A 19,188-nucleotide genomic window follows, 5' to 3' on the forward strand; every position below is an offset into this window, starting at 1 on the left:
GTCGATGGGTGAACAACCATTTCTCTCCCGTCAACAAGGCTGGGCAACCACTTCTCTCACGCCGATGCGAGGCTCGCGGCCTCGGAGGGGTCCCGGCGCGAGAGTTGGTGCAGCCATGTCCCGTTCGCACGGGTGAAGGATCACGAGTGGTACATGACGGAGCCGTTTACGGCGTGTCGCCTCAACCATGTCCCACTCGTGGAGCGATAGCTCCACGAGTGGGACATGAGACCGCGAACCCCCACCGTCGCCAGCACCAAATCCACTCATGACTCCTCCCTTCTGGCCTGGCGGAGGGAAGTCGGTATCTGGTCACGCCCCTACAGACGGAGACCAACTCTGCCGCTAAGTCACCGAAGCGAGCGCGAACGGGAGTACCGCATCAGCCCCAGCCGCACGCAGCGCATGAGCTGCGACGGTCAGCGTCCACCCGGTATCGGAGAGACTGTCCACCAACAGAATTGGCCCATCGACATGGGTGAGGTCAGGGACCTCCCACGAGTCGAACAGACCCGCGACGCGGTGCGCGGAGTTGGCGGCGGATACCGGTGGCCGGTCCGCGCGGGTCGGCATGGTGCCGAGGTCTTGGAGCCTGCCGACTTCGGCGAGGCGGGCGGCGAGGGTTGCGGTGAGCACCGGGTAGCGTGCGGATTCCAAGGCCATGACCGAGGTGGGGCGGGTGGTCCAGTTCCAGTCGCGCAGCACCGCGATGCAGGCGTCGAAGACCGAATCGGGGATCGGGTCGTCGGGGGCGTCGAGGAGGGCGCGCAGGCGTTGGCCCCAGCCGAGGTCGGTGAGTCTGCCGAGCACGCGACCGGTGTCGGCGCCATCGGTGATCTTGCCGGACAACGGAACCCCGAGCTTCGCCATGCCGGTCGGCCACTGCTTGCGTGGGCTCAAGTCGAGGCCTGGGCGGTCGAGCCGAGCGCGGGTCGCGGCGACCGCCGCGGCGTCAACGGTGACGTCCGGCCTGGTGCCGGTGCAGTTGTCGCAGCGTCCGCAGCCTGGTGCGTCCAGTTGTCCCGCGGGCAATCCGGGATCGTCGAGCTGGCGGCGCAAGAATTCCATCCGGCAGCCGCCGGTCGACTGGTAGTCGACCATCGCTTGCTGTTCGATTTCCCGTGCGGCGGACAGCTTCTCGTAGCGTTCGGTGTCGTAGGTCCACGGCTGGCCGGTGGCGATCCAACCGCCGCGCACTCGGCGCACCGCGCCGTCCACGTCGAGCACCTTCAGCACCATCTCCAAGCGCGACCGGTTCAGCTCGACGAGCGGTTCCAGCGCGATGGTGGACAGCGCCCGGTCGGTGTCGAGTGCGTCGAGCACCGCACGGACGATGTGTTCGCGCGGAAACGCAACGGAGGCAAAGTAACTCCAGATCCGCGCGTCCTCGGGGCCGGGCAGCAGCACCACCTCGGCGCGCTCGGTGCCACGGCCTGCGCGACCGACCTGCTGGTAGTAGGCGATGGGGGAGGACGGCGCGCCGACGTGCACGACGAAGCCGAGGTCCGGCTTGTCGAAGCCCATGCCAAGTGCCGAGGTGGCGATGAGCGCCTTCACCTCGTTGTTCAGCAGCGCCTGTTCGAGCACTTCGCGTTCGGCGGGGTCGGTCTGGCCGGTGTAGGCGGCGACGGTGTGCCCGTGCGAGTTCAACACGTCGGCGAGGTCGTGCGCGGCGGCGACGGTGAGCGTGTAGACGATTCCCGAGCCGGGCATCTGGTGCAGGTGTCCGCTGAGCCAGGCGGTCCGCTCCACCGCGTCGTCGAACCGCACCACCGACAGATGCAGCGACTCGCGATCCAGGGTGCCGCGCAGCACGAGCGTGTCGGTGCCGATCTGGGTGGCGACGTCGGTGACCACCCGGTCGTTCGCGGTCGCGGTGGTGGCGAGTACCGGCACGTCCGAGCCGAGATCGGCGATGAGCGTGCGGATGCGCCGATAGTCGGGCCGGAAGTCGTGACCCCAGTCGGACACGCAGTGCGCTTCGTCGATCACCACGAGGCCTGCGTCGGCGGCGAGTTTCGGCAGCACCTGGTCGCGGAAGTCCGGGTTGTTCAGTCGTTCCGGGCTGACCAGCAGCACGTCGACCTCGCCCGCCGCGACCTGAGTGTGTATCTCGTCCCATTCGGTGACATTGCCCGAATTGATGGTCGCGGCAACGACTCCCGCGCGCTGTGCGGCCGCGACCTGGTTGCGCATGAGCGCGAGCAGCGGCGAAACGATGACCGTCGGCCCGCGTCCGGCACCGCGCAGCAACTTCGCCGCGATGAAGTACACCGCCGATTTGCCCCAACCGGTTCGCTGCACCACCAGCGCCCTGCGCCGCTGCACCACCAGCGCTTCGATCGCCGTCCACTGATCTTCGCGTAACCGTGCCTCGGGTCCGGCCAGCTCGCGAAGCAGGTATTCCGCACGCTCGCGAAGATCGGGTGCGGTGAGGTCGATCGCCGGGACATCGGTCGCCGTGGTCATGCGCTCCATCGTGCCCGACGGTACCGACAGGAACCGCGCTCGTCGCCCCCGCCCGCCCGGACCGCGCATGTCGCACCGGAAAGATCGTGGTGAAACGCGGTAAAGATCGTTGATATTGGGGGTCCGTCAGCACGGCGATGTGCCTTACACTGCGTGGATTGCTGCGACGTCGCCGAGACGGACTCCGCCCTCCGGCGACGGGTTTGGGACACGGGACAACCGTCGACGCCGAGGACTAGTCGAATGAACGATTATTTGCGTTTGATTCGGGGTTGGTGGAGCGAGAGCGTCGACTATCGCTGGGTGGTGAACGCGCTCGCCTCCCGGTCGGCGCTCGGCGTGATCAAGTTTGCTATCGGCGTGTGCGGGTTGGCGACCCCATTCATCAGCATCCTGATAGTTACCTCGGCGGCAGACGAATTGAACGTCTTCAGCCGAACGATGCTGTGGTGTGTCGTGGTGCTCGCGGTGGTGTGGGTGGCGCGCTGGTGGCTGCTGCCGTGGCCGAGCGTCCGGGAATCGTTGACGTTGATCGCGATCGGCGACGTGTGCATCACGGCGGTCTGCGCGCTGAGCCCCGGGTATGCGGTGCGGTCGGTCGGAATGATGCTGTTGCTGATCGTCGGCGTCTATGTCAGCGCCTTCCACACGCCCCGGATCTTGGCCGTGCACACGGCGTGGTCGTTGGCCTCGGCGGTGACGCTCGCGGTCCCGCTGTTCGGTGTCGGCGACTCGGTGTCGGCGACGATCATGATTCTCGGCATGATCGCGGCCACGGTGGTGCCGCCCGGCCTGCAGTTCTGCTACTGGGTGCTGCGCGACGACATGCTGGCCGACCCGTTGACGACGCTGTTGAGCAGGCGCGGCTTCGAGTACCACTCCACGATGGTGGTCGGCTGCACCGACGCGGGCCCGGTCTGCTGCATGCTGGTCGACCTGGATCGCTTCAAAGCCGTCAACGACACCTACGGGCATCACGCAGGCGACGAGGTGCTGGTGCGGACGGCCGAGCGGCTGCAGCGCACCGCGCCTGACAATTGCGTCGTGTCCCGCGTCGGCGGTGAGGAGTTCGCGATCGTCGCGCGTATGCCGGTCACGACCGCGGCCGACGTCGCTGAACGACTACGTCGCGCGGTCGCCGAACCGACGGGATCAATCTCGGTGACCGCGAGCATCGGCATCGCCGTCGCCGAAGCGGGCGTCAGCGGCTACCGCCAGAGCAGGCAACTGGTGTGGGATTTGATCCGCTGCGCGGACAGCGCGATGTATCAGGCCAAACAGCGCGGCGGCGACACGGTGGTTGTCGAGAACATCGCTGTGCTGCAGGGCGTCGAGCCAACTGCGGCGTCGACCGCCCAGCCTTCTGCTTGACCGAATCAGCTGCTGTTACCAGCTATCCGGCGGTGTCGGCGGCAAGCGCGAGGAGCCTGGCGCGAATCAGCAGCGGCCGCTCCTCGGTGATGAAGTGACCACAGTTCGGCACCCGCTCCAGCTTGTAGTCATCGGCATTCGCCGTTTCGGCGGCGGCCAGCGAATAGTGCACGGCGCCATCGTCCACGCCGAACAGCGCCCGGATCGGGACAGTGGCGCGGCGGGTCTCCCCATGTCTGCTCCCGCGTGGCAGTTCGCGTAGCAGGAAGGTCCGGTAGGTGTCGGTCGCGGCCCGCGCACAGACCGGATCACGGAACCGATCGGCGTACGCGCGCACCACTTCTGGACCGAACTCCGCGTTGTCCGCCACGCCCTTGTCGAAGATGAGCTCGAGGAAACGGGTGTGCTGATGCAGGTAGGTCCCGAAGGCGGCGACGGGCGGTTGATACACCATGAACCGCCACAGGTGGGGCAGGAAGGTCCGCGGCGACTGCCACGGGTGCGCGATGTTCAGCACCAGGAAACCGTCGAACCGCCCCGGCGCGCGCAACACCATGAGATGGCCGATGTACCCGCCCCAGTCGTGGCCGACGAGCAGCACCCGCTCCAGCCCGAGCGCATCGAGCAACGCGAAAACATCTGAGGCGACATCCTCTTTCGCCCACCGATGCGGCGCCGGCCCCGACCATCCGTAGCCGGGCAGATCCGGCGCGATGATCCGCAAACCTTCCGGCGGATCCGCGAGCAGATGCCGATAGGCGTAATGATGCTGCGGCCATCCGTGCAGCGCGAGCACCGGCCTGCCGTCCTCGGGACCCGCCTCGGTCACATGGAAGCGGACTCCGCGCGCCGTGACGAAAGATCGACGTACGCCAGGAATCTCCGGCGGATCGGACGGCTCGTGCGCGGAGTTCGAGCCGGAATCCTGTTGCTGCATACCCGATAGTAACCAGCCATGACCAGCGCGCGGGTCCGCTTTCGGCACGTCACGGTCTGCGCACTCGGCGCGGCATTCGCCGCGAAATGACCATGGACGACGGACAATAGGGCTGACAAGATTCCCGGTACCGGGGACCGCAGGAGGCCAACCATGTCGAGCAACTATCAGCCACCCGCTGGCTGGTCGCCGCCGGGCGCCCAATTCCAGAGCCGAAGCGGTGTCGGGCGCACGCTGGTCGGGACGGTGATCGCGGTGGTGATCACGCCGATCGGGGTCGGGCTTGCCGCGCACGGTGCGCTGGACACTCGGCAGTGGGTCATCCTCGGCACCTCGGCCGATCGTTGGGGCTCGAACTTTCAGATCATCGGCGGCGCGCTGCTGCTGTTCCTTGTTGCGGCACTGGCCGCGTTCTCTCCGGTCGGCACTGCGATCGCGGGACTGGTGTGGGGTGTGATTCCCGGGATCCTGCACATCCTCTTCCCGGAGGACACTTACCGGCAGATCGAGAACATCCCCGAGCTGTCCGACGATTTCCATCTCGCACTACACAATTGGGTGCTGAACGGCTTCGCGCTTCTCACCGGCCTTTTCCTGCTCGGCGCCGCCATCGCCGCCACTTTGCGTCGCAAATGAGAAGGGCCGCGCGCACTTCAGTGCGCGCGGCCCCGCCGTTCAGCCCTTGACGCAGAGCACCTGCCGCAGCGTCGCGACCACATCGACCAGATCGCGCTGCGCGGCGATCACCTCGTCGATGTCCTTGTATGCGGCCGGGATCTCGTCGACCACGCCCGCGTCCTTGCGGGACTCGACGCCCTCGGTCTGCGCGACGAGATCGGCGACGGTGAACTGCTTCTTCGCCGCATTGCGGCTCATCCGCCGTCCTGCGCCGTGCGACGCCGACTGGAACGAGGCCGGATTTCCCTTGCCGCGCACCACATATGAGCGAGTACCCATCGAACCCGGGATCAGCGCGAGATCGCCGTCGCCTGCACGGACCGCGCCCTTACGGGTCACCAGCATCGGGATGCCGTCGATGAGCTCCTCGGCCACATAGTTGTGGTGGCATGAGATCGGCTTGTCGAAACGCACGTCGCGCTCGGCGAATTCGTCACGCACCGCCCGGCACACCAGGGCGAGCATCACCGCACGGTTACGCGCGGCGTATTCCTGTGCCCAGCTCAGATCGCGCCGGTAAGCCGCCATCTCCGGTGTCCCGGAAAGGAATACGGCCAGGTCACGGTCGGGCAGGTCGACGTTGTGCGGCAGTCCCTTCGCCACGGCCATGTGCCGCTCGGCGAGTTCCTTGCCGATGTTGCGGCTCCCCGAGTGCAGCAGGATCCATACCGCGTCGTCCTGGTCGAGGCAGACCTCGATGAAGTGGTTGCCGCCACCGAGCGTGCCCATCTGCTTGCGCGCCTTCGCCTCTCGGTTCCGCACGCCGTCGTCGAGCGAGGTGAACGAGCCCCAGAAGGTGTCCCAGCCCGCGCGCAGCGTCGAGCCACCCGCACCGAGCGCGGAAACCTCCGCGCCGAGCTTGGTGACGTTGACCGCGTCGTCGTGCGCCTGGAAGCCGACCGGCACGGCCGCCTCGATCCTCGACCGCAGCGACCGCAGGTCGTCCGGCAGGTCGGCGGCGGTGAGATCGGTCTTGACGCTCTCCATTCCGCAGCCGATGTCCACCCCGACCGCGGCGGGCGACACCGCGTCCCGCATCGCGATCACCGAGCCGACCGTTGCCCCCTTGCCGAGGTGCACGTCCGGCATCACGCGGACGCCGTGGACCCAGCGCAGCGCGGCGATGTTCCGCAGCTGTTGCAGCGCGGCCTGCTCGATCGCGTGCTCCTCGGCCCACATGAGCGTCTGCGCCTTGGTGCCGCGCAGCTCGACGGGAAACATGGTGTCGGTCCTCTCGTTGGGGGTGTAATTCCTAGTCAACGGTAGGGACCGAGAGCGCGCAGTGCACTCGATTAAACGTTCGCCGCCCAGGGCGCGGTTCAGCGCGCGACGGCGATCGGGTACGCGTCCGCCGCGTTGATGTGGGCGATCCCGGTGGCCAGCCGTTCGGCGTCGGCGACGGTGATCAGGTCCTCGGCGAGCCATTCGTCGAGCAGTTTGCCGAGGCCGCGCCGCCACCACATCGCGCCGAGAAAGTGCAGTTCCGGCAGGCCGTAGCCGTCCGACGAGTAACACACCGAACGGAAGGGCGCGAGTTCCAACGTTTCGGCGAGCACGGCCTGACCGCGGTGTCCCACATGGGGAATGGTGAGTCCGACGTCCATGCGGACATGGTCGAAGGCGTGCGCCAAGTAGGCGGCGTTGCGATGAAACGGCCAGCAGTGCAGCAGCATCACGGTGAGCCCGGTGCCCGCGGTCTTGCGCAGAAAGTCGGTGAGCAGCAACGGATCCGCGCGCTGCAATTGCAGGTCGGTGTCGCCGAATCCGGTGTGGAATTGCAGTGGCAGCCCGAGTTCGGCGCCGATGCGGGCGCCGAGTCCGACGAGCCAGCCGAGGAAATCCGGGTCGGTGAGGCGGCGTTCGGGGATCACCGAGCGCGGCGGATGCCTGCGCAGCGGGAAGTTCAGTCCGTGCCGGTAGGCGACGATCGTCTTGAGTCCGACGGCGGTGCTTGCCCGCTCGCGCAACCTGGCTTCGATCTCGTCGAAAACCGTTCGGCCCGCGCCGACCTCGGCGATGACCTGCTCGGCGACGTGTTCGAGGCGCACGATCTCGCGCACCTCGCCGTCGGTGAGCGGGCTGAAATCCGAGACCGGGCCACCGAATCCGGTATCGAGGAACCAGCTGGTGGTGCCGGTGGCGCGGAGCAGGCGCACCGCGACCTCGCGCCAGCCCAGTTCGGCACGGTGGGCCAGATAGGCGTCCGCGCCCACGTGCGGCGGCAGGTCGAGGGCGGGTGCGCACCACCGGCGCACCGCGAGTCCGAGCGCGGAATCGAAACTGCCGGTGGCGCCTTCGCTGAGCAGTTGCTCGAACCCGGCGCGGTCCAGATCGCGCGTCAGGATCCCGTGGCAGTGGTGGTCGGTGAGCGTCAGACCATCGGTCAGCACGTCAGAACCGCCACCGCGTCAGTGCGGCAAGCTCTTCCGGGCTGGTGTCCCGGTAGCGTTCGGCCTCGGCCTTGCGCACGGTGAGCAGCGCGTCATGCAATTCGAGGCCCATCGCCTCGACCAGGATCGCGGAGTCGGCCAGCCGGTCGGCCGCCTCGGCAGGCTTGGTCGGCAGCCTGCGGACCCCGGAGATCATCAGCTGTTCGGCGTCGAAAGTGACTGGGTCGCCCGTGATTTCGGCGGGCAGCCGCAGGCCTTCCGCGACCCCGGCGAGGCCGGCGGCGATGACCGAACCAACGATCAGATACGGATTCCCGGTCGCGTCGAAGCATTTGACCTCGGCGTTGGCCGCCGACTCCTCGGTGCCGCGCACCCCGGTGACGAAACGCAGTGCCGCCTCACGGGTTTCCCGGCCCCAGCATTGCCAGACGCCTGCCCAGCGCGACGGCACCAGCCGCAAGAAGCTTGCTGGATTGCCGGCACCCACCGCGACCAACGCGGGCAGTTCGCGCAGCACGCCTGCCAGGAATGCCTCGCCCGCCGGGCGCATGCCATACGGGCCGTCGCCTCCGGCGAGGAGCGGTCCACCGTCGTCGTGCACCGAAAAGTGCAGGTGCGCACCGGATCCGGTACCGCCTGGCTCGAGGCATGGCGCGAGCAAGGCGCGCCATCCGTACTGCAGGCTGATCTGCCGGATGGTGTGCCGCACCAGCACCGCGTCGTCCGCGGCGCCGACCGGATCGGACGGCTGCACCGACAGCTCCAGTTGGCCGGGGGAGTACTCCGGATGGAACTGGTCGACCAGGATGCCCTGCCGATCCAGCACCGCGACCAGCTCGCGTGCGTAGTCGGCGACCTGCCCGAGGCGAACCATGCCGTACGCGGGGCCGTGCACGGCGGGGACGAAATCGGTCGTACCGTCTTGTCCGACAGCCCATTCGGTCTCGAAGGACATCGACAGCCGAAGGCCTGCTTGCCGCGCCGCCTCGGCCTGCCTGGCCGCGAAGCGCCGCTGGCAGGCGACGAAGGGCGTGCCGTCCTGGGTGTACTTGTCGGCAGGCGCCCAGGCCCAACCGGGTTGGCAGGCAAGCTCGGTCAGCATCGAGAGGTCGGGCACCAGCCGCAGATCGCCGTCGGGTCCGCCGAGATACTTGCCGGTCGTCATCAGATCGTCGAAGGAGAAGGTCTCGAAGCAGGGCGACACCCCGATGCCGGACCGCGCCGCCTGCGCGATCTGGCGCATCGGCACCGATTTCACCCTGGTGATCCCGGCGTTGTCGACGAAGGTCAGCGCGACGATGTCGGCGTCTAGCCTGCCGATCAATGCTGCGTTGTCGTCGTCGGACGGTATGCGCTCCGGCATGGTTGGCATGAGCATCAACGATAGTCGGCCGAGTCGTTCGGGGGAGCGGTGTTTCAGTTCGCGGCGAGCGCGGCGGTGATCTCCGCGCTCGTCGGTATCGAACTGCTCGCCCCGAGCTTCGTCGTCGCCAGTGCTCCGGCGGCGGCCGCCCAGGTCAGCGCCCATTCGGGCCCACGATGCCAGGCGGCGGCCAGCGCGCCGGTGAAAGCGTCACCCGCACCGGTGGTGTCCACCACCTCGACGCGCAGGCTCGGCTGCGACAGCTCCGTGCCGTCGGGTCCGCGGTAGGTCACGCCGTCCCCGCCCCGCGTCACCACCACATGGTCGATCGCAGCAAGATCCGCGCCCAACTCCGCGGCCTCGCCTGAATTCACCACCGCCACATCAACATTCGCCAACAGCTCGGCGGGGAGACGCTGCACCGGCGACGGGTTGAGCAGCACCGTCGTGCCGTTCGCCCTGGCATGCCGCGCCGCCGCCGACACGGTGTCGAGCGGAATCTCCAACTGGCACAACAGAATATCGGCAGCCGCGATGATGTCGAGATCATCCTCGGTGAGCTCGGTCAGCCGTGCGTTCGCACCACCGACCACGATGATGGTGTTCTCGCCGCCGCTGTCCACCACGATCGAGGCGATTCCGCTCGGCCCGTCCACGGTCCGCAGCCGCCGCACGCCAACCCCGGAATCGGTCAGCACTCGCCGCAGTTCGCCCGCGAAGACGTCGTCACCGACCGCACCGAGGAATTGCACCGCGCCCCCGGCCCGCTGCGCGGCGATCGCCTGGTTCGAGCCCTTCCCACCGGGCACCATCGCGAATCCGGTGCCGAGCAAGGTCTCACCCGGCTCCGGCCGCCGCTCGGTGGTGGTCACCAGATCCATGTTGATGCTGCCGAGCACTGCGATCGCGGGAACGTCCGACTTTTCGGCCATGTCGTCACACGCTAGTTGAGCGGCGGCTGGGTCTGTTGCGTCCACTGCCGCCCGTCGAACCACCGGACGATGGCCGGGTTCGTCGGATCCGGGTACCACCCCGGCGCTGCGGTCTGCGGTGCCGGCGGTGCGGTAGTTCGGCGATCGGGCCGCAGAGCCACCCCGACGACACCGGAAATTCCGACGGCGATGAAGGGCGATAGTAGGAATAGGAGGACGACGACCGCGACGACCAGATGTGGAACTGAAATCACTTCCATATGGGATCACGACTCTGGACGGTGCGCAGCGGTGGATTCGGTCCATGCCCGGGTCAGTAGGCTGTACCCATGACGGTAGGAACGACGACCGGGCCGGATGTCCGCGAGGTGGTGCACGATGCCGCACGCAAGGCTCGCGTCGCGTCTCGGGTGCTCGCGCAGTTGACGACCGCGCAGAAGAACGAGGCACTGCACGCGGCCGCCGACGCGCTACTCGCCGCAGCGGACACCGTGCTGGAGGCCAACGCCGAGGACACCTTGGCGGCCAAGTCGGCCAACGTCGAGGACTCACTGATCGACCGGCTGCGGCTCACCAAGTCCCGCATCGACGGCATCGCCTCCGGCCTGCGTCAGGTGGCCGCGCTGCCCGATCCGATCGGGACCGTGGTGCGCGGCTCGGTGCTGCCGAACGGGCTGGAAACGCGTCAGGTCCGGGTGCCGCTCGGCGTGGTCGGCATGGTGTACGAGGCCAGGCCGAACGTCACCGTCGACGCCTTCGGGCTCACCCTCAAGTCCGGCAACGCCGCGCTGCTGCGCGGGTCGTCCTCCGCGGCGCATTCGAATGCCGCGCTCATCGCGGTTCTGCGGGAAGCGCTTGTCGCACAGGACATCCCGGCCGACGCCGTGCAGCTGCTGCCGAGCGACGACCGGTCGAGTGTCACGCACCTGATCCAGGCCCGCGGCCTGGTCGACGTGGTGATCCCGCGTGGCGGGGCAGGCCTGATCAACGCCGTCGTCCGCGACGCGACGGTGCCGACCATCGAGACCGGCACCGGCAACTGCCATGTCTACGTGCACGCCGCGGCCGACCTGGACATGGCCGAGCAGATCCTGCTGAACGCCAAGACCCGCCGCCCCAGCGTGTGCAACGCCGCCGAGACGGTGCTCATCGACGACGCGATCGCGACCATCGCCGTGCCGAAGCTGATCGAGGCGCTGGAACGGCACGGCGTCACCGTGCACGGCGACCTGCCGGGCCTGGTGCCCGCGAACGACAAGGACTGGGGCGAGGAATACCTCACCCTCGATATCGCGCTCAAGGTGGTCGACGGCCTGGATGCGGCCATCGACCACATCAACACCTGGGGCACCGGGCACACCGAGGCCATCGTCACCGGTGAGCTGGCTGCGGCCCGCGCCTTCACCAGCCGGGTCGATGCCGCCGCCGTCATGGTCAACGCCTCCACCGCGTTCACCGACGGCGAGCAGTTCGGCTTCGGCGCCGAGATCGGCATCTCCACCCAGAAGCTGCATGCCCGCGGCCCCATGGCACTACCGGAACTGACCTCCACCAAGTGGATCGTGTGGGGCGACGGCCAGATTCGGCCCGTATAAGTAAAGGAGTGAGCGGCCTGCGCCGCTCGTCTCCGAAGGAAGGACTGCACGTGGCCCCCAATCCCGAGACGCCCCAAGAGCCGATCTTCACCTCGGTCGATGATGTGATCGACAAGCTCGCGAGCACGGGCTATCTCGCCGACAAGGCCACCGCCACCTCGGTGTTCCTCGCCGACCGGCTCGGCAAGCCGCTGCTCATCGAGGGCCCGGCCGGTGTCGGCAAGACCGAGCTGGCGCGCGCGGTCGCCCAGACCTCCGGTGCCGAGCTGGTTCGCCTGCAGTGCTACGAGGGCGTCGACGAGGCGCGCGCACTCTACGAGTGGAACCACGCCAAGCAGATCCTGCGGATCCAGGCGTCGAGCGAAAATGACTGGGAAGAAACGAAAGCCGACGTTTTCACCGAGGAGTTCCTGCTCTCGCGGCCGCTGCTCACCGCCATCCGGCGCAGCGACCCGACGGTGCTGCTGATCGACGAGACCGACAAGGCCGACGTCGAGATCGAGGGTCTGCTGCTCGAGGTGCTGAGCGATTTCGCGGTGACCGTCCCCGAGCTGGGCACCATCACCGCCACCCGCAAGCCGTTCGTGGTGCTGACCTCCAACGCCACCAGGGAGCTGTCCGAGGCGCTGAAGCGTCGCTGCCTGTACCTGCACCTGGACTTCCCTGACGAGGACCTGGAGCGCCGCATCCTGGCCAGCCGGGTGCCCGAGCTGTCCGCCGCGGTCGCCGCCCAGCTGGTGCGGATCGTGCACGTGCTGCGCGGCATGCAGCTGAAGAAGCTGCCGTCGGTGGCCGAATCGATCGACTGGGGTCGCACGCTGCTCGCGCTCGGCATGCACGATCTGGACGACACCACCGTGCGGGCCACGCTCGGCGTCGTGCTCAAGCATCAGAGCGACCACCAGCGTGCGCTGGCCGAGCTGAAGCTGGCCTGAACCGATGTCCGCGCGATCGATGCCCGCGGAGGTTCCGGAGCTGAGCGCACCGCATGGGCTGCCGGGCCACCTCGTCGGCTTCGTCGAAGCGCTGCGCGAGCGGGGCATTCCGGTGGGGCCATCGGAGACGGTGGACGCAGGCCGGGTGGTCACGGTGCTCGACCTGCTGGACCGCGAGGTGTTTCGCGAGGGCCTTGCCTGCGCGTTGTTGCGCCGCACCACGCATCGGGCGACCTTCGACGGGCTGTTCGATCTGTGGTTTCCGAGCGCGATCGGGCAGCGCAGCGCCGCCATCGACGAGGCGGAGATCCCGCGGACACCCTCGGGTGAGGTGGACATCGCGGCGCTGCGGGAACTGCTCGCGGAGCTGATGACCCAGGACGGGACCGAGGCGCAGCTCGACGCGTTGGCGGCCCAGATCGTCGAGGAGCTCGGTCAGTATCAGTCCGCGAGCCGGTCGTCGTTCTCGGCGTATCAGGCACTCAAAGATGTGCAGCCGCAGACGTTGCTTGCCAAGATCCTGGCCGGACTGGTGGCCGGACCGGACGCCAGCGCGTTCGACACCGAGATCGCCAGAAGGTCTGCGCGGCAACGCATCGACGGGTTCCGCGCGTCGGTCGAGGCGGAGACCCGGCGGCGGGTGGCCGAGCGGATCGGCCGCGAACGCGTGGCGAGCTATGCGGTGTCGCGTCAGTCCGAGGACGTCGACTTCCTGCGGGCCTCGGAATCGGAACTGATCGAGATGCGGCGCAGCACCCAGCGCCTGGCCCGCATCCTCGCCTCGCGACTTGCGGTGCGGCGCAGGCGTTCCCGGCGCGGCGAGATCGATCTGCGCAAGACCCTGCGCAAGTCGATGTCTACCGGCGGCGTGCCCATCGACCTGGTGAACCGCAAACCGCGGCCGGGGCGACCGGAGCTGGTGCTGCTGTGCGACGTGTCCGGCTCGGTCGCCGGGTTCAGTAACTTCACCCTGCTGTTGGTGAGCGCGTTGCGCGAACAGTTCTCGCGGGTAAGGATTTTCGCGTTCGTCGACCAGACCGACGAGGTGACCCGGTTCTTCGATCCGCGCACGCAGCTGGACAAGGCGATGGCCAGGATCTTCACCGAGGCGGGTGTCGTCGGCATGGACGGGCATTCCGACTACGGCAATGCGCTGGCCGGGTTCGCCAGGAACTACCCGGATGCCGTCACCAGCCGCAGTTCGCTGCTGATCCTCGGCGACGGGCGCACCAACTACCGTGACCCCGAACTGGAGACGTTGCGCGCGCTGGTGCAGACCGCCAAGCACGCGCACTGGCTCAACCCGGAAATGGAAACGAACTGGGGTTCGGGCGATTCCGCTGCCGACAAGTACCGGCAGGTGATCGAGATGCACGAATGCCGCTCGGCCAGCCAACTGACCGCGGTGGTGTCGCGCCTGCTGCCGGTGTGAGGAAGGAGCCGCGATGGACGAGGCGGAACTGCTGAAGTATTGCCTGACGAAACCCGGTGCCTGGCAGGACGAACCGTGGGAAGGCGATGTGGTCGCCAAGGTGGGTGACAAGATCTTCGCGTTCCTCGGGGCGACCTCGGTGGGACTCAAATGCGGTCGCACCAGGGAAGAAGCCGACGAGCTCGTCCAGGTGTATCCGAACGCCGTGGCGGCCTCGGCCTATATCGGTCGATATGGCTGGAACACGGTGGCCATCGACGGCGCGATACCGGCCGACGAGCTGCGGGAGCTGATCGACCTCTCCTACGACGCGATCGTCAGCAAGTTGCCGAAATCGCGACGGCCGACCGCCTGACCTGCATCATCAGCGTTCGTTAAGCGAACCATTGGGCGCACGCAGCAGGATTGCCCACCATGGTGGAGAGAACGCCGAACAGTGTGGCGGCGGTGGCGGACAGTTATTCGTTCCAGGTGGATCTACGGGGGATCGTCGACTTACTCTCTCACCACCTGTACTCCAGTCCTCGGGTGTACCTGCGTGAGCTGTTGCAGAACGCGGTGGACGCCGTCACCGCGCGTGCCCAGCGAGACCGGCTGGCGCCCACCGCGATTCGCATCACCATCGACGAGACCGGGTTGCGGATCGCTGATCCGGGCGTCGGGCTGACCGAGGCAGACGTCCATCGGTTCCTCGCGACGATCGGCCGGTCGTCCAAGCGTGACGACCTGGAAGGCGCGCGCCGCGAGTTCCTCGGACAGTTCGGCATCGGCCTGCTGGCTTGCTTCACGGTGGCCGAGACGATCCGGGTGGTCACTCGGTCGGCCAACGATCCGTCGGCCGCGCCGGTCGAATGGGTGGCCGCTGCGGACGGCACCTACTCGGTGCGGGCGCTGGCGCCCAAGGATTTCCCCGAGCCGGGCACCACGGTGCAGCTGACGCCGCGCACCGGCGCCGAGTCGTGGTTCGCGCCGCGGCGGGTGATCGAGCTGGCCCGCGAGTTCGGCTCGCTGTTGCCGTACGCGGTCACCGTCGAGTCCGGTGGGGTCGTCGTGCCGATCACCGACGGTCCGCCGGTGTGGCGGCGTGACTATCCGTCCCAGGTCGAGCGCAGGGCCGCGCTGCTCGATTTCGGTGAGCGCACACTGGGATTCACCCCGCTGGACTTGATCGAACTCGACACGGACCTGGCCGGGGTGAGCGGCGTCGCGTATGTGCTTGCGCAGCCGGGCAATCCGGCCGAGAGCAGCGCGCACCGGGTCTACCTCAAGGGCATGTTGCTCGGCGACGCGGTGCGCGGGCTGCTGCCGGACTGGGCGTTCTTCGTGCGCTGCGTGATCGACACCGATTCGCTGCGCCCGACCGCGTCCCGTGAGGGCCTCTACGAGGACGAGCGGCTCTCCATCATTCGGGAAGTGCTCGGTGATCGGGTGCGTGACTGGCTCACCGAGATCGCGGCCGAGCAGCCGCAGCGGTTGGCCGCCTTCCTGGCGGTACACGCGCTCGGTGTCAAGGCGATGGCAACGCATTCGCCCGAGTTGTTCCAGATCATGATGCCGCACTTGACCTTCGAGACCACGGACGGCCGAGTGCCGCTGACCGAGTTCGCCCGCAACCACCCCGTCATCCGGGTGACGACGACGGTGGAGGAGTTCCGTCAGGTGTCCTCGACCGCCTCGGCGCAGGGGATCGGCGTCGTCAACGGCGGCTACGCCTACGACCGCGAACTGGTGGCGTTGCTGCCGCAGCTGCTGCCCGGCGTCGAGGTCATCGACCTCGACGCGGCCACCATCACCGCCGCGCTCGACCCGGTCGACCCGGAGGAGGAGCTGGCGCTGACGCCGATCCTCGCACTCGCACGTGCCACCATGGATCCGCTCTCATGTGACGTGATTCTGCGTGCCTTCCACCCGGTTTCGGTGCCTGCGCTCTACCTGGACGGCCGGGCCGCACGCAACGAACGCACCAGGGCGGAGACGGCGATCGGCGCGAATGCGCTGTGGACCGAGATCCTGGACGCGCTCGACGCCGCCGCGCCGCGTGCCCAGCTGGTGCTCAACTACAACAGTCCGGTGGTGCGCAGGCTGACGCGCATCAGCGACCCCGCCTTCCTCAAGACCGCAGTGGAATCGCTGTACGGGCAGGCCCTTTTGCTGACCCACCGCCCGCTGCGGGCGGCCGACACCGCATTGCTCAACCGCGCCTTCGGTGAATTCCTCAGTTGGGCAACACAACGCGCCGCGGGCGCCGGGGAAGAGACGGAGTAGCACGGTGGATGCCACCGAGATCAACCAGGCGCTTGGGCAGGTTTCCCGCCTGCCGAAAGGCCGAATCCGCGTTGAGCGGCTGGAAACCCTTGCCGCGGCGGCGAAATCGGGCTCAGATCGGCAACTGGAGGGGCGGGTGCTGCTGGAGCTCGCCGAGTCGTATGCCTATGCGAGCGAGCGCGATCTGGCACCGGTCGCCTACGGCAGGCTGCTGCAGATCTACGACGAGTACCCGGCCGAACTCGGCCCACTGACGTATTCGGTGCACTGGTACCTGAAATGGATGACCTGGGGGCTGATCGACAACCCGGCGATACCGCTCGCCACCGTCTATCGCTGGTTCGACGAGCTCGAAAGTCGCTACCGCCAGCGCGGTTACAGCCTGCGTCCGGTGCTCGCACTGCGCGCCGAGCTGGCGTGCAAGCTCGGCGACCCGGTCGAAGGCGCACGGTTGCACGAGGCGGCCATGGCGGCGCCGCGGGACGGCATGTCCGACTGCGATGCCTGTGAGCGGCACGCGTGGGGCATCGGCAGCGCGGCGCTCGCCGACGACGCGGCCGCGCTCGCGCACTGGCAGCCGGTCATCGACGGCGAGCTGACCTGCAACGAGGAACCGCATCGGGTACTGGCGGAGGCGTTGCTGCCGTTGGTGCGCACGGGCCGGGTCGCGGAGGCGCGCGGTGCCCATCTGGCGGGCTATCCGCTGGCTCGCCACAGTGACAGCCTGCGTCCTTCGGTTGCGTTGCACATCGAGTTCTGCGCGCTGACCGGCAACGAAGGCCGCGGGCTCGAGATTCTCGCCGAGCATGCGCGGTGGCTCACCGATCCCGGCGCGGACGCAGGCGCGCGACTGTCGTTCCTCACCGGGGTGTGCGTGCTGCTGCGCAGGCTGGAGACGCTCGGACTGGGCCATCTGCCTGTCGCGTCGAGCACCGTGGATTCGCTACTGGCGGAACTGGATACGGAGATCGCCGGCCTCTGCACGCGATATGACCTGCGCAACGGAAACACCTCGGTGAGCACCAGGGTCGCCGCGCGACTTGCCGCGCAGCCGCTGCTCGAACGACTACCGCTCGGCGTGCGCAGCCGACTACGGCAGCCGATACCGTCCGGCCGCGGCGTCACGATGGCGACCTCGGCCGGTCACGCCGTCTCCCCGGACGAGCTCACGGCGTCCGGCCCCATCCGGGTCGTCGGTGGCGGAGCGCGCACCGTCACCGCGGACGACCGGATCGCCGAGGTGCGCCGGTTGTCCGAACTCGGCACGGCGTGCCTGGCCGGCGCGCCCGCGGAAGCCGAAGCGCGGCTGCGCGAAGCGTTGTCGATCGGTGTCGGTATCGTGCCAGCCGAAGAACTGGCGCGGCTCAGCTCACAGCTGGTCACCGCGATCGCCGGACAACCGGACCGCGACATCGACGTGGCCGACGCCGCCGTGCGGGCCGCCGCTCGATGGGAAGGTCTGTCCGAACCGGATCTGTTGCACCACACCGTGATCGCGGCGCGCGCCTTCCGCCGCGCCGAACGGCACGGCGAGGCGGTCGCGCTTTTCGAAGAGGCGTTGGCGAGCAACAGTGTTCCCTATCCGGCCGCCGAATTGGCGGTGGTGCTCGGTCAATTCGGTGAATCGTTGAATACGCTGCGCCGATACGAGGACGCCGCACGGCAATTCGCCGCGGGCGCACAGCTCATCGAGCAGGAGCCCGATCGGCTCGAACTGCGCGCCGAGCTCGCCATGTCGGCCGCTAAGGCGCTGGATCGTTGTGATCAGGACGAGGCGGCGATGGCCGCGTACCTGCGGGCCGCGCAACTGTGCGGCGAGCTCGGGCGGCTGGCGTGGCGAGCGCGCTGTGTGCGCGCGGCATCCTGGCTGCAGATGTGGACGAACGAGGCGGTGGACGGCAAGCCGTGGCTCACCGCGATGCACGGGTTGATCGACGAGCTGGAGCAGGCCGTGCGCGAGACGCCGAGCGCGGAGCTCACCGACGAACTCGCGGAGACCCGTCGGCACCTCGACGAAATGCTCGACGCCGAAGACGAGGACTGGTCGGCGGATCAGTAGGCGGGTTCGGGTGGATGACGCGGGGCGGTCGGTTGACCGCCCCGCGGCTTGCCGACCCAGGTCCCCGGGGACGCACCCGTTAAGCTCGGCACTCATGCACGAGACAGGTCCGCGCGGCCGCAAACTGGGCGTGATGGGCGGTACCTTCGACCCCATCCACCACGGCCACCTGGTCGCCGCCAGCGAGGTCGCCAATCGGTTCGACCTCGACGAAGTGATCTTCGTTCCCACCGGTCAGCCCTGGCAGAAGGCGGATAAACAGGTCAGTCCGGCCGAGGATCGCTACCTGATGACCGTGATAGCGACCGCCTCCAACCCCAGCTTTTCGGTCAGCCGCGCCGACATCGACCGGGAAAAGGTCACCTACACCGTCGACACACTGCGGGAGATGCGCAGCAAGCATCCCGACGCCGAGCTGTACTTCATCACCGGAGCGGATGCGCTGGCGAACATCTTGACATGGCAGGATTGGGCGGAACTGTTCGAACTGGCGAGGTTTGTCGGGGTGAGCCGTCCGGGGTACGAGCTGAATACCGATCATCTCGAGGAACACTTGCGTGATCTTCCGGCCGATGCGGTGACCATGGTCGAGATCCCGGCGCTGGCCATTTCGTCGAGCGAATGCCGTCGCCGCGCCGCCGAGAATCGGCCGGTGTGGTACCTCGTCCCCGATGGCGTGGTGCAGTACATATCGAAGCGGAACCTGTATGTGACCGCAGGAGCGGAAGGTAGCAAGTGAGCGAGCGGAAGTGTAGCGGGGGG

Annotated in this window: 16 protein-coding genes; 9 read left to right on the forward strand and 7 right to left on the reverse strand. The window is 67.9% G+C overall.

The features are described 5' to 3' along the window. Positions 1-345: 345 nt before the first annotated feature. Positions 346-2,469, reverse strand: a complete 2,124-nt coding sequence (locus NA11_RS36740; protein WP_069166724.1) for a RecQ family ATP-dependent DNA helicase — start codon at positions 2,467-2,469, stop codon at positions 346-348. A 243-nt stretch (positions 2,470-2,712) separates the two neighbouring features. Here NA11_RS36740 and NA11_RS36745 point away from each other — a divergent pair, with 243 nt between their 5' ends. Next, entirely contained in the window at positions 2,713-3,840 is a 1,128-nt protein-coding gene (locus NA11_RS36745; protein ID WP_069166693.1) for a GGDEF domain-containing protein, read from the forward strand. Between the two features lie 22 nt (positions 3,841-3,862). Here the strand turns inward: NA11_RS36745 and NA11_RS36750 are convergent, their stop codons facing one another. Beyond that, positions 3,863-4,777 carry an alpha/beta fold hydrolase gene (locus NA11_RS36750; protein ID WP_069166694.1) on the reverse strand — a complete coding sequence of 305 codons (915 nt, stop codon included), beginning with the start codon at positions 4,775-4,777 and terminating at the stop codon, positions 3,863-3,865. A 153-nt stretch (positions 4,778-4,930) separates the two neighbouring features. Between NA11_RS36750 and NA11_RS36755 the strand changes: the two genes are divergently transcribed. Then, positions 4,931-5,413 carry a hypothetical protein gene (locus NA11_RS36755; protein ID WP_069166695.1) on the forward strand — a complete coding sequence of 161 codons (483 nt, stop codon included), beginning with the start codon at positions 4,931-4,933 and terminating at the stop codon, positions 5,411-5,413. Between the two features lie 39 nt (positions 5,414-5,452). Here NA11_RS36755 and NA11_RS36760 read toward each other — a convergent pair whose 3' ends face one another. The 5 genes from NA11_RS36760 to NA11_RS47265 all read right to left on the reverse strand — a co-directional run bounded on the left by NA11_RS36760 (position 5,453) and on the right by NA11_RS47265 (position 10,400). Further along, on the reverse strand, positions 5,453-6,676 hold the full coding sequence (locus tag NA11_RS36760; RefSeq protein WP_069166696.1) for an RtcB family protein: 1,224 nt from the start codon (positions 6,674-6,676) through the stop codon (positions 5,453-5,455). Between the two features lie 98 nt (positions 6,677-6,774). Beyond that, entirely contained in the window at positions 6,775-7,845 is a 1,071-nt protein-coding gene (locus NA11_RS36765; protein ID WP_069166697.1) for an amidohydrolase family protein, read from the reverse strand. Between the two features lies 1 nt (position 7,846). Next, positions 7,847-9,217, reverse strand: a complete 1,371-nt coding sequence (locus NA11_RS36770; protein ID WP_084655390.1) for a type I glutamate--ammonia ligase — start codon at positions 9,215-9,217, stop codon at positions 7,847-7,849. A gap of 44 nt (positions 9,218-9,261) precedes the next feature. Continuing rightward, on the reverse strand, positions 9,262-10,140 hold the full coding sequence (locus NA11_RS36775) for a ribokinase (RefSeq protein WP_069166698.1): 879 nt from the start codon (positions 10,138-10,140) through the stop codon (positions 9,262-9,264). Between the two features lie 11 nt (positions 10,141-10,151). Then, positions 10,152-10,400 carry a DUF2510 domain-containing protein gene (locus NA11_RS47265; RefSeq protein WP_084655383.1) on the reverse strand — a complete coding sequence of 83 codons (249 nt, stop codon included), beginning with the start codon at positions 10,398-10,400 and terminating at the stop codon, positions 10,152-10,154. 69 nt (positions 10,401-10,469) lie between these two features. Here NA11_RS47265 and NA11_RS36785 point away from each other — a divergent pair, with 69 nt between their 5' ends. The 7 genes from NA11_RS36785 to nadD all read left to right on the forward strand — a co-directional run bounded on the left by NA11_RS36785 (position 10,470) and on the right by nadD (position 19,165). Then, entirely contained in the window at positions 10,470-11,735 is a 1,266-nt protein-coding gene (locus tag NA11_RS36785) for a glutamate-5-semialdehyde dehydrogenase (RefSeq protein WP_069166699.1), read from the forward strand. A 50-nt stretch (positions 11,736-11,785) separates the two neighbouring features. After that, entirely contained in the window at positions 11,786-12,670 is an 885-nt protein-coding gene (locus NA11_RS36790) for an AAA family ATPase (RefSeq protein ID WP_174567786.1), read from the forward strand. A gap of 4 nt (positions 12,671-12,674) precedes the next feature. Further along, positions 12,675-14,102: a vWA domain-containing protein gene (locus NA11_RS36795; protein WP_069166700.1), complete on the forward strand. Its 1,428-nt coding sequence runs from the start codon at positions 12,675-12,677 to the stop codon at positions 14,100-14,102. 13 nt (positions 14,103-14,115) lie between these two features. After that, positions 14,116-14,457 (forward strand): MmcQ/YjbR family DNA-binding protein, encoded by a 342-nt coding sequence (locus NA11_RS36800; RefSeq protein ID WP_069166701.1) that lies wholly within the window; start codon positions 14,116-14,118, stop codon positions 14,455-14,457. A gap of 59 nt (positions 14,458-14,516) precedes the next feature. Beyond that, positions 14,517-16,367, forward strand: coding sequence for an HSP90 family protein (locus tag NA11_RS36805; RefSeq protein ID WP_069166702.1), 1,851 nt, complete (start codon positions 14,517-14,519; stop codon positions 16,365-16,367). 4 nt (positions 16,368-16,371) lie between these two features. Next, positions 16,372-18,426, forward strand: coding sequence for a hypothetical protein (locus tag NA11_RS36810; RefSeq protein ID WP_069166703.1), 2,055 nt, complete (start codon positions 16,372-16,374; stop codon positions 18,424-18,426). Positions 18,427-18,520: 94 nt separating this feature from the next. Beyond that, the gene (gene nadD / locus NA11_RS36815) at positions 18,521-19,165 is read left to right on the forward strand and encodes a nicotinate-nucleotide adenylyltransferase (RefSeq protein WP_069166704.1); all 645 of its coding nucleotides are present in this window, start codon (positions 18,521-18,523) and stop codon (positions 19,163-19,165) included. Positions 19,166-19,188: the final 23 nt, after the last annotated feature.

Source organism: Nocardia altamirensis NBRC 108246 (genome assembly GCF_001612685.1).
GTDB classification, from domain to species: domain Bacteria; phylum Actinomycetota; class Actinomycetes; order Mycobacteriales; family Mycobacteriaceae; genus Nocardia; species Nocardia altamirensis.

Bases quoted from the DNA above. Each gene is read 5' to 3' on its own strand.
- NA11_RS36740 (WP_069166724.1), bottom strand. From the start codon at position 2,469: ATGACCACGGCGACCGATGTCCCGGCGATCGACCTCACCGCACCCGAT.
- NA11_RS36745 (WP_069166693.1), top strand. From the start codon at position 2,713: ATGAACGATTATTTGCGTTTGATTCGGGGTTGGTGGAGCGAGAGCGTC.
- NA11_RS36750 (WP_069166694.1), bottom strand. From the start codon at position 4,777: ATGCAGCAACAGGATTCCGGCTCGAACTCCGCGCACGAGCCGTCCGAT.
- NA11_RS36755 (WP_069166695.1), top strand. From the start codon at position 4,931: ATGTCGAGCAACTATCAGCCACCCGCTGGCTGGTCGCCGCCGGGCGCC.
- NA11_RS36760 (WP_069166696.1), bottom strand. From the start codon at position 6,676: ATGTTTCCCGTCGAGCTGCGCGGCACCAAGGCGCAGACGCTCATGTGG.
- NA11_RS36770 (WP_084655390.1), bottom strand. From the start codon at position 9,217: ATGCCAACCATGCCGGAGCGCATACCGTCCGACGACGACAACGCAGCA.
- NA11_RS36775 (WP_069166698.1), bottom strand. From the start codon at position 10,140: ATGGCCGAAAAGTCGGACGTTCCCGCGATCGCAGTGCTCGGCAGCATC.
- NA11_RS47265 (WP_084655383.1), bottom strand. From the start codon at position 10,400: ATGGAAGTGATTTCAGTTCCACATCTGGTCGTCGCGGTCGTCGTCCTC.
- NA11_RS36785 (WP_069166699.1), top strand. From the start codon at position 10,470: ATGACGGTAGGAACGACGACCGGGCCGGATGTCCGCGAGGTGGTGCAC.
- NA11_RS36795 (WP_069166700.1), top strand. From the start codon at position 12,675: ATGTCCGCGCGATCGATGCCCGCGGAGGTTCCGGAGCTGAGCGCACCG.
- NA11_RS36800 (WP_069166701.1), top strand. From the start codon at position 14,116: ATGGACGAGGCGGAACTGCTGAAGTATTGCCTGACGAAACCCGGTGCC.
- NA11_RS36805 (WP_069166702.1), top strand. From the start codon at position 14,517: ATGGTGGAGAGAACGCCGAACAGTGTGGCGGCGGTGGCGGACAGTTAT.
- nadD (WP_069166704.1), top strand. From the start codon at position 18,521: ATGCACGAGACAGGTCCGCGCGGCCGCAAACTGGGCGTGATGGGCGGT.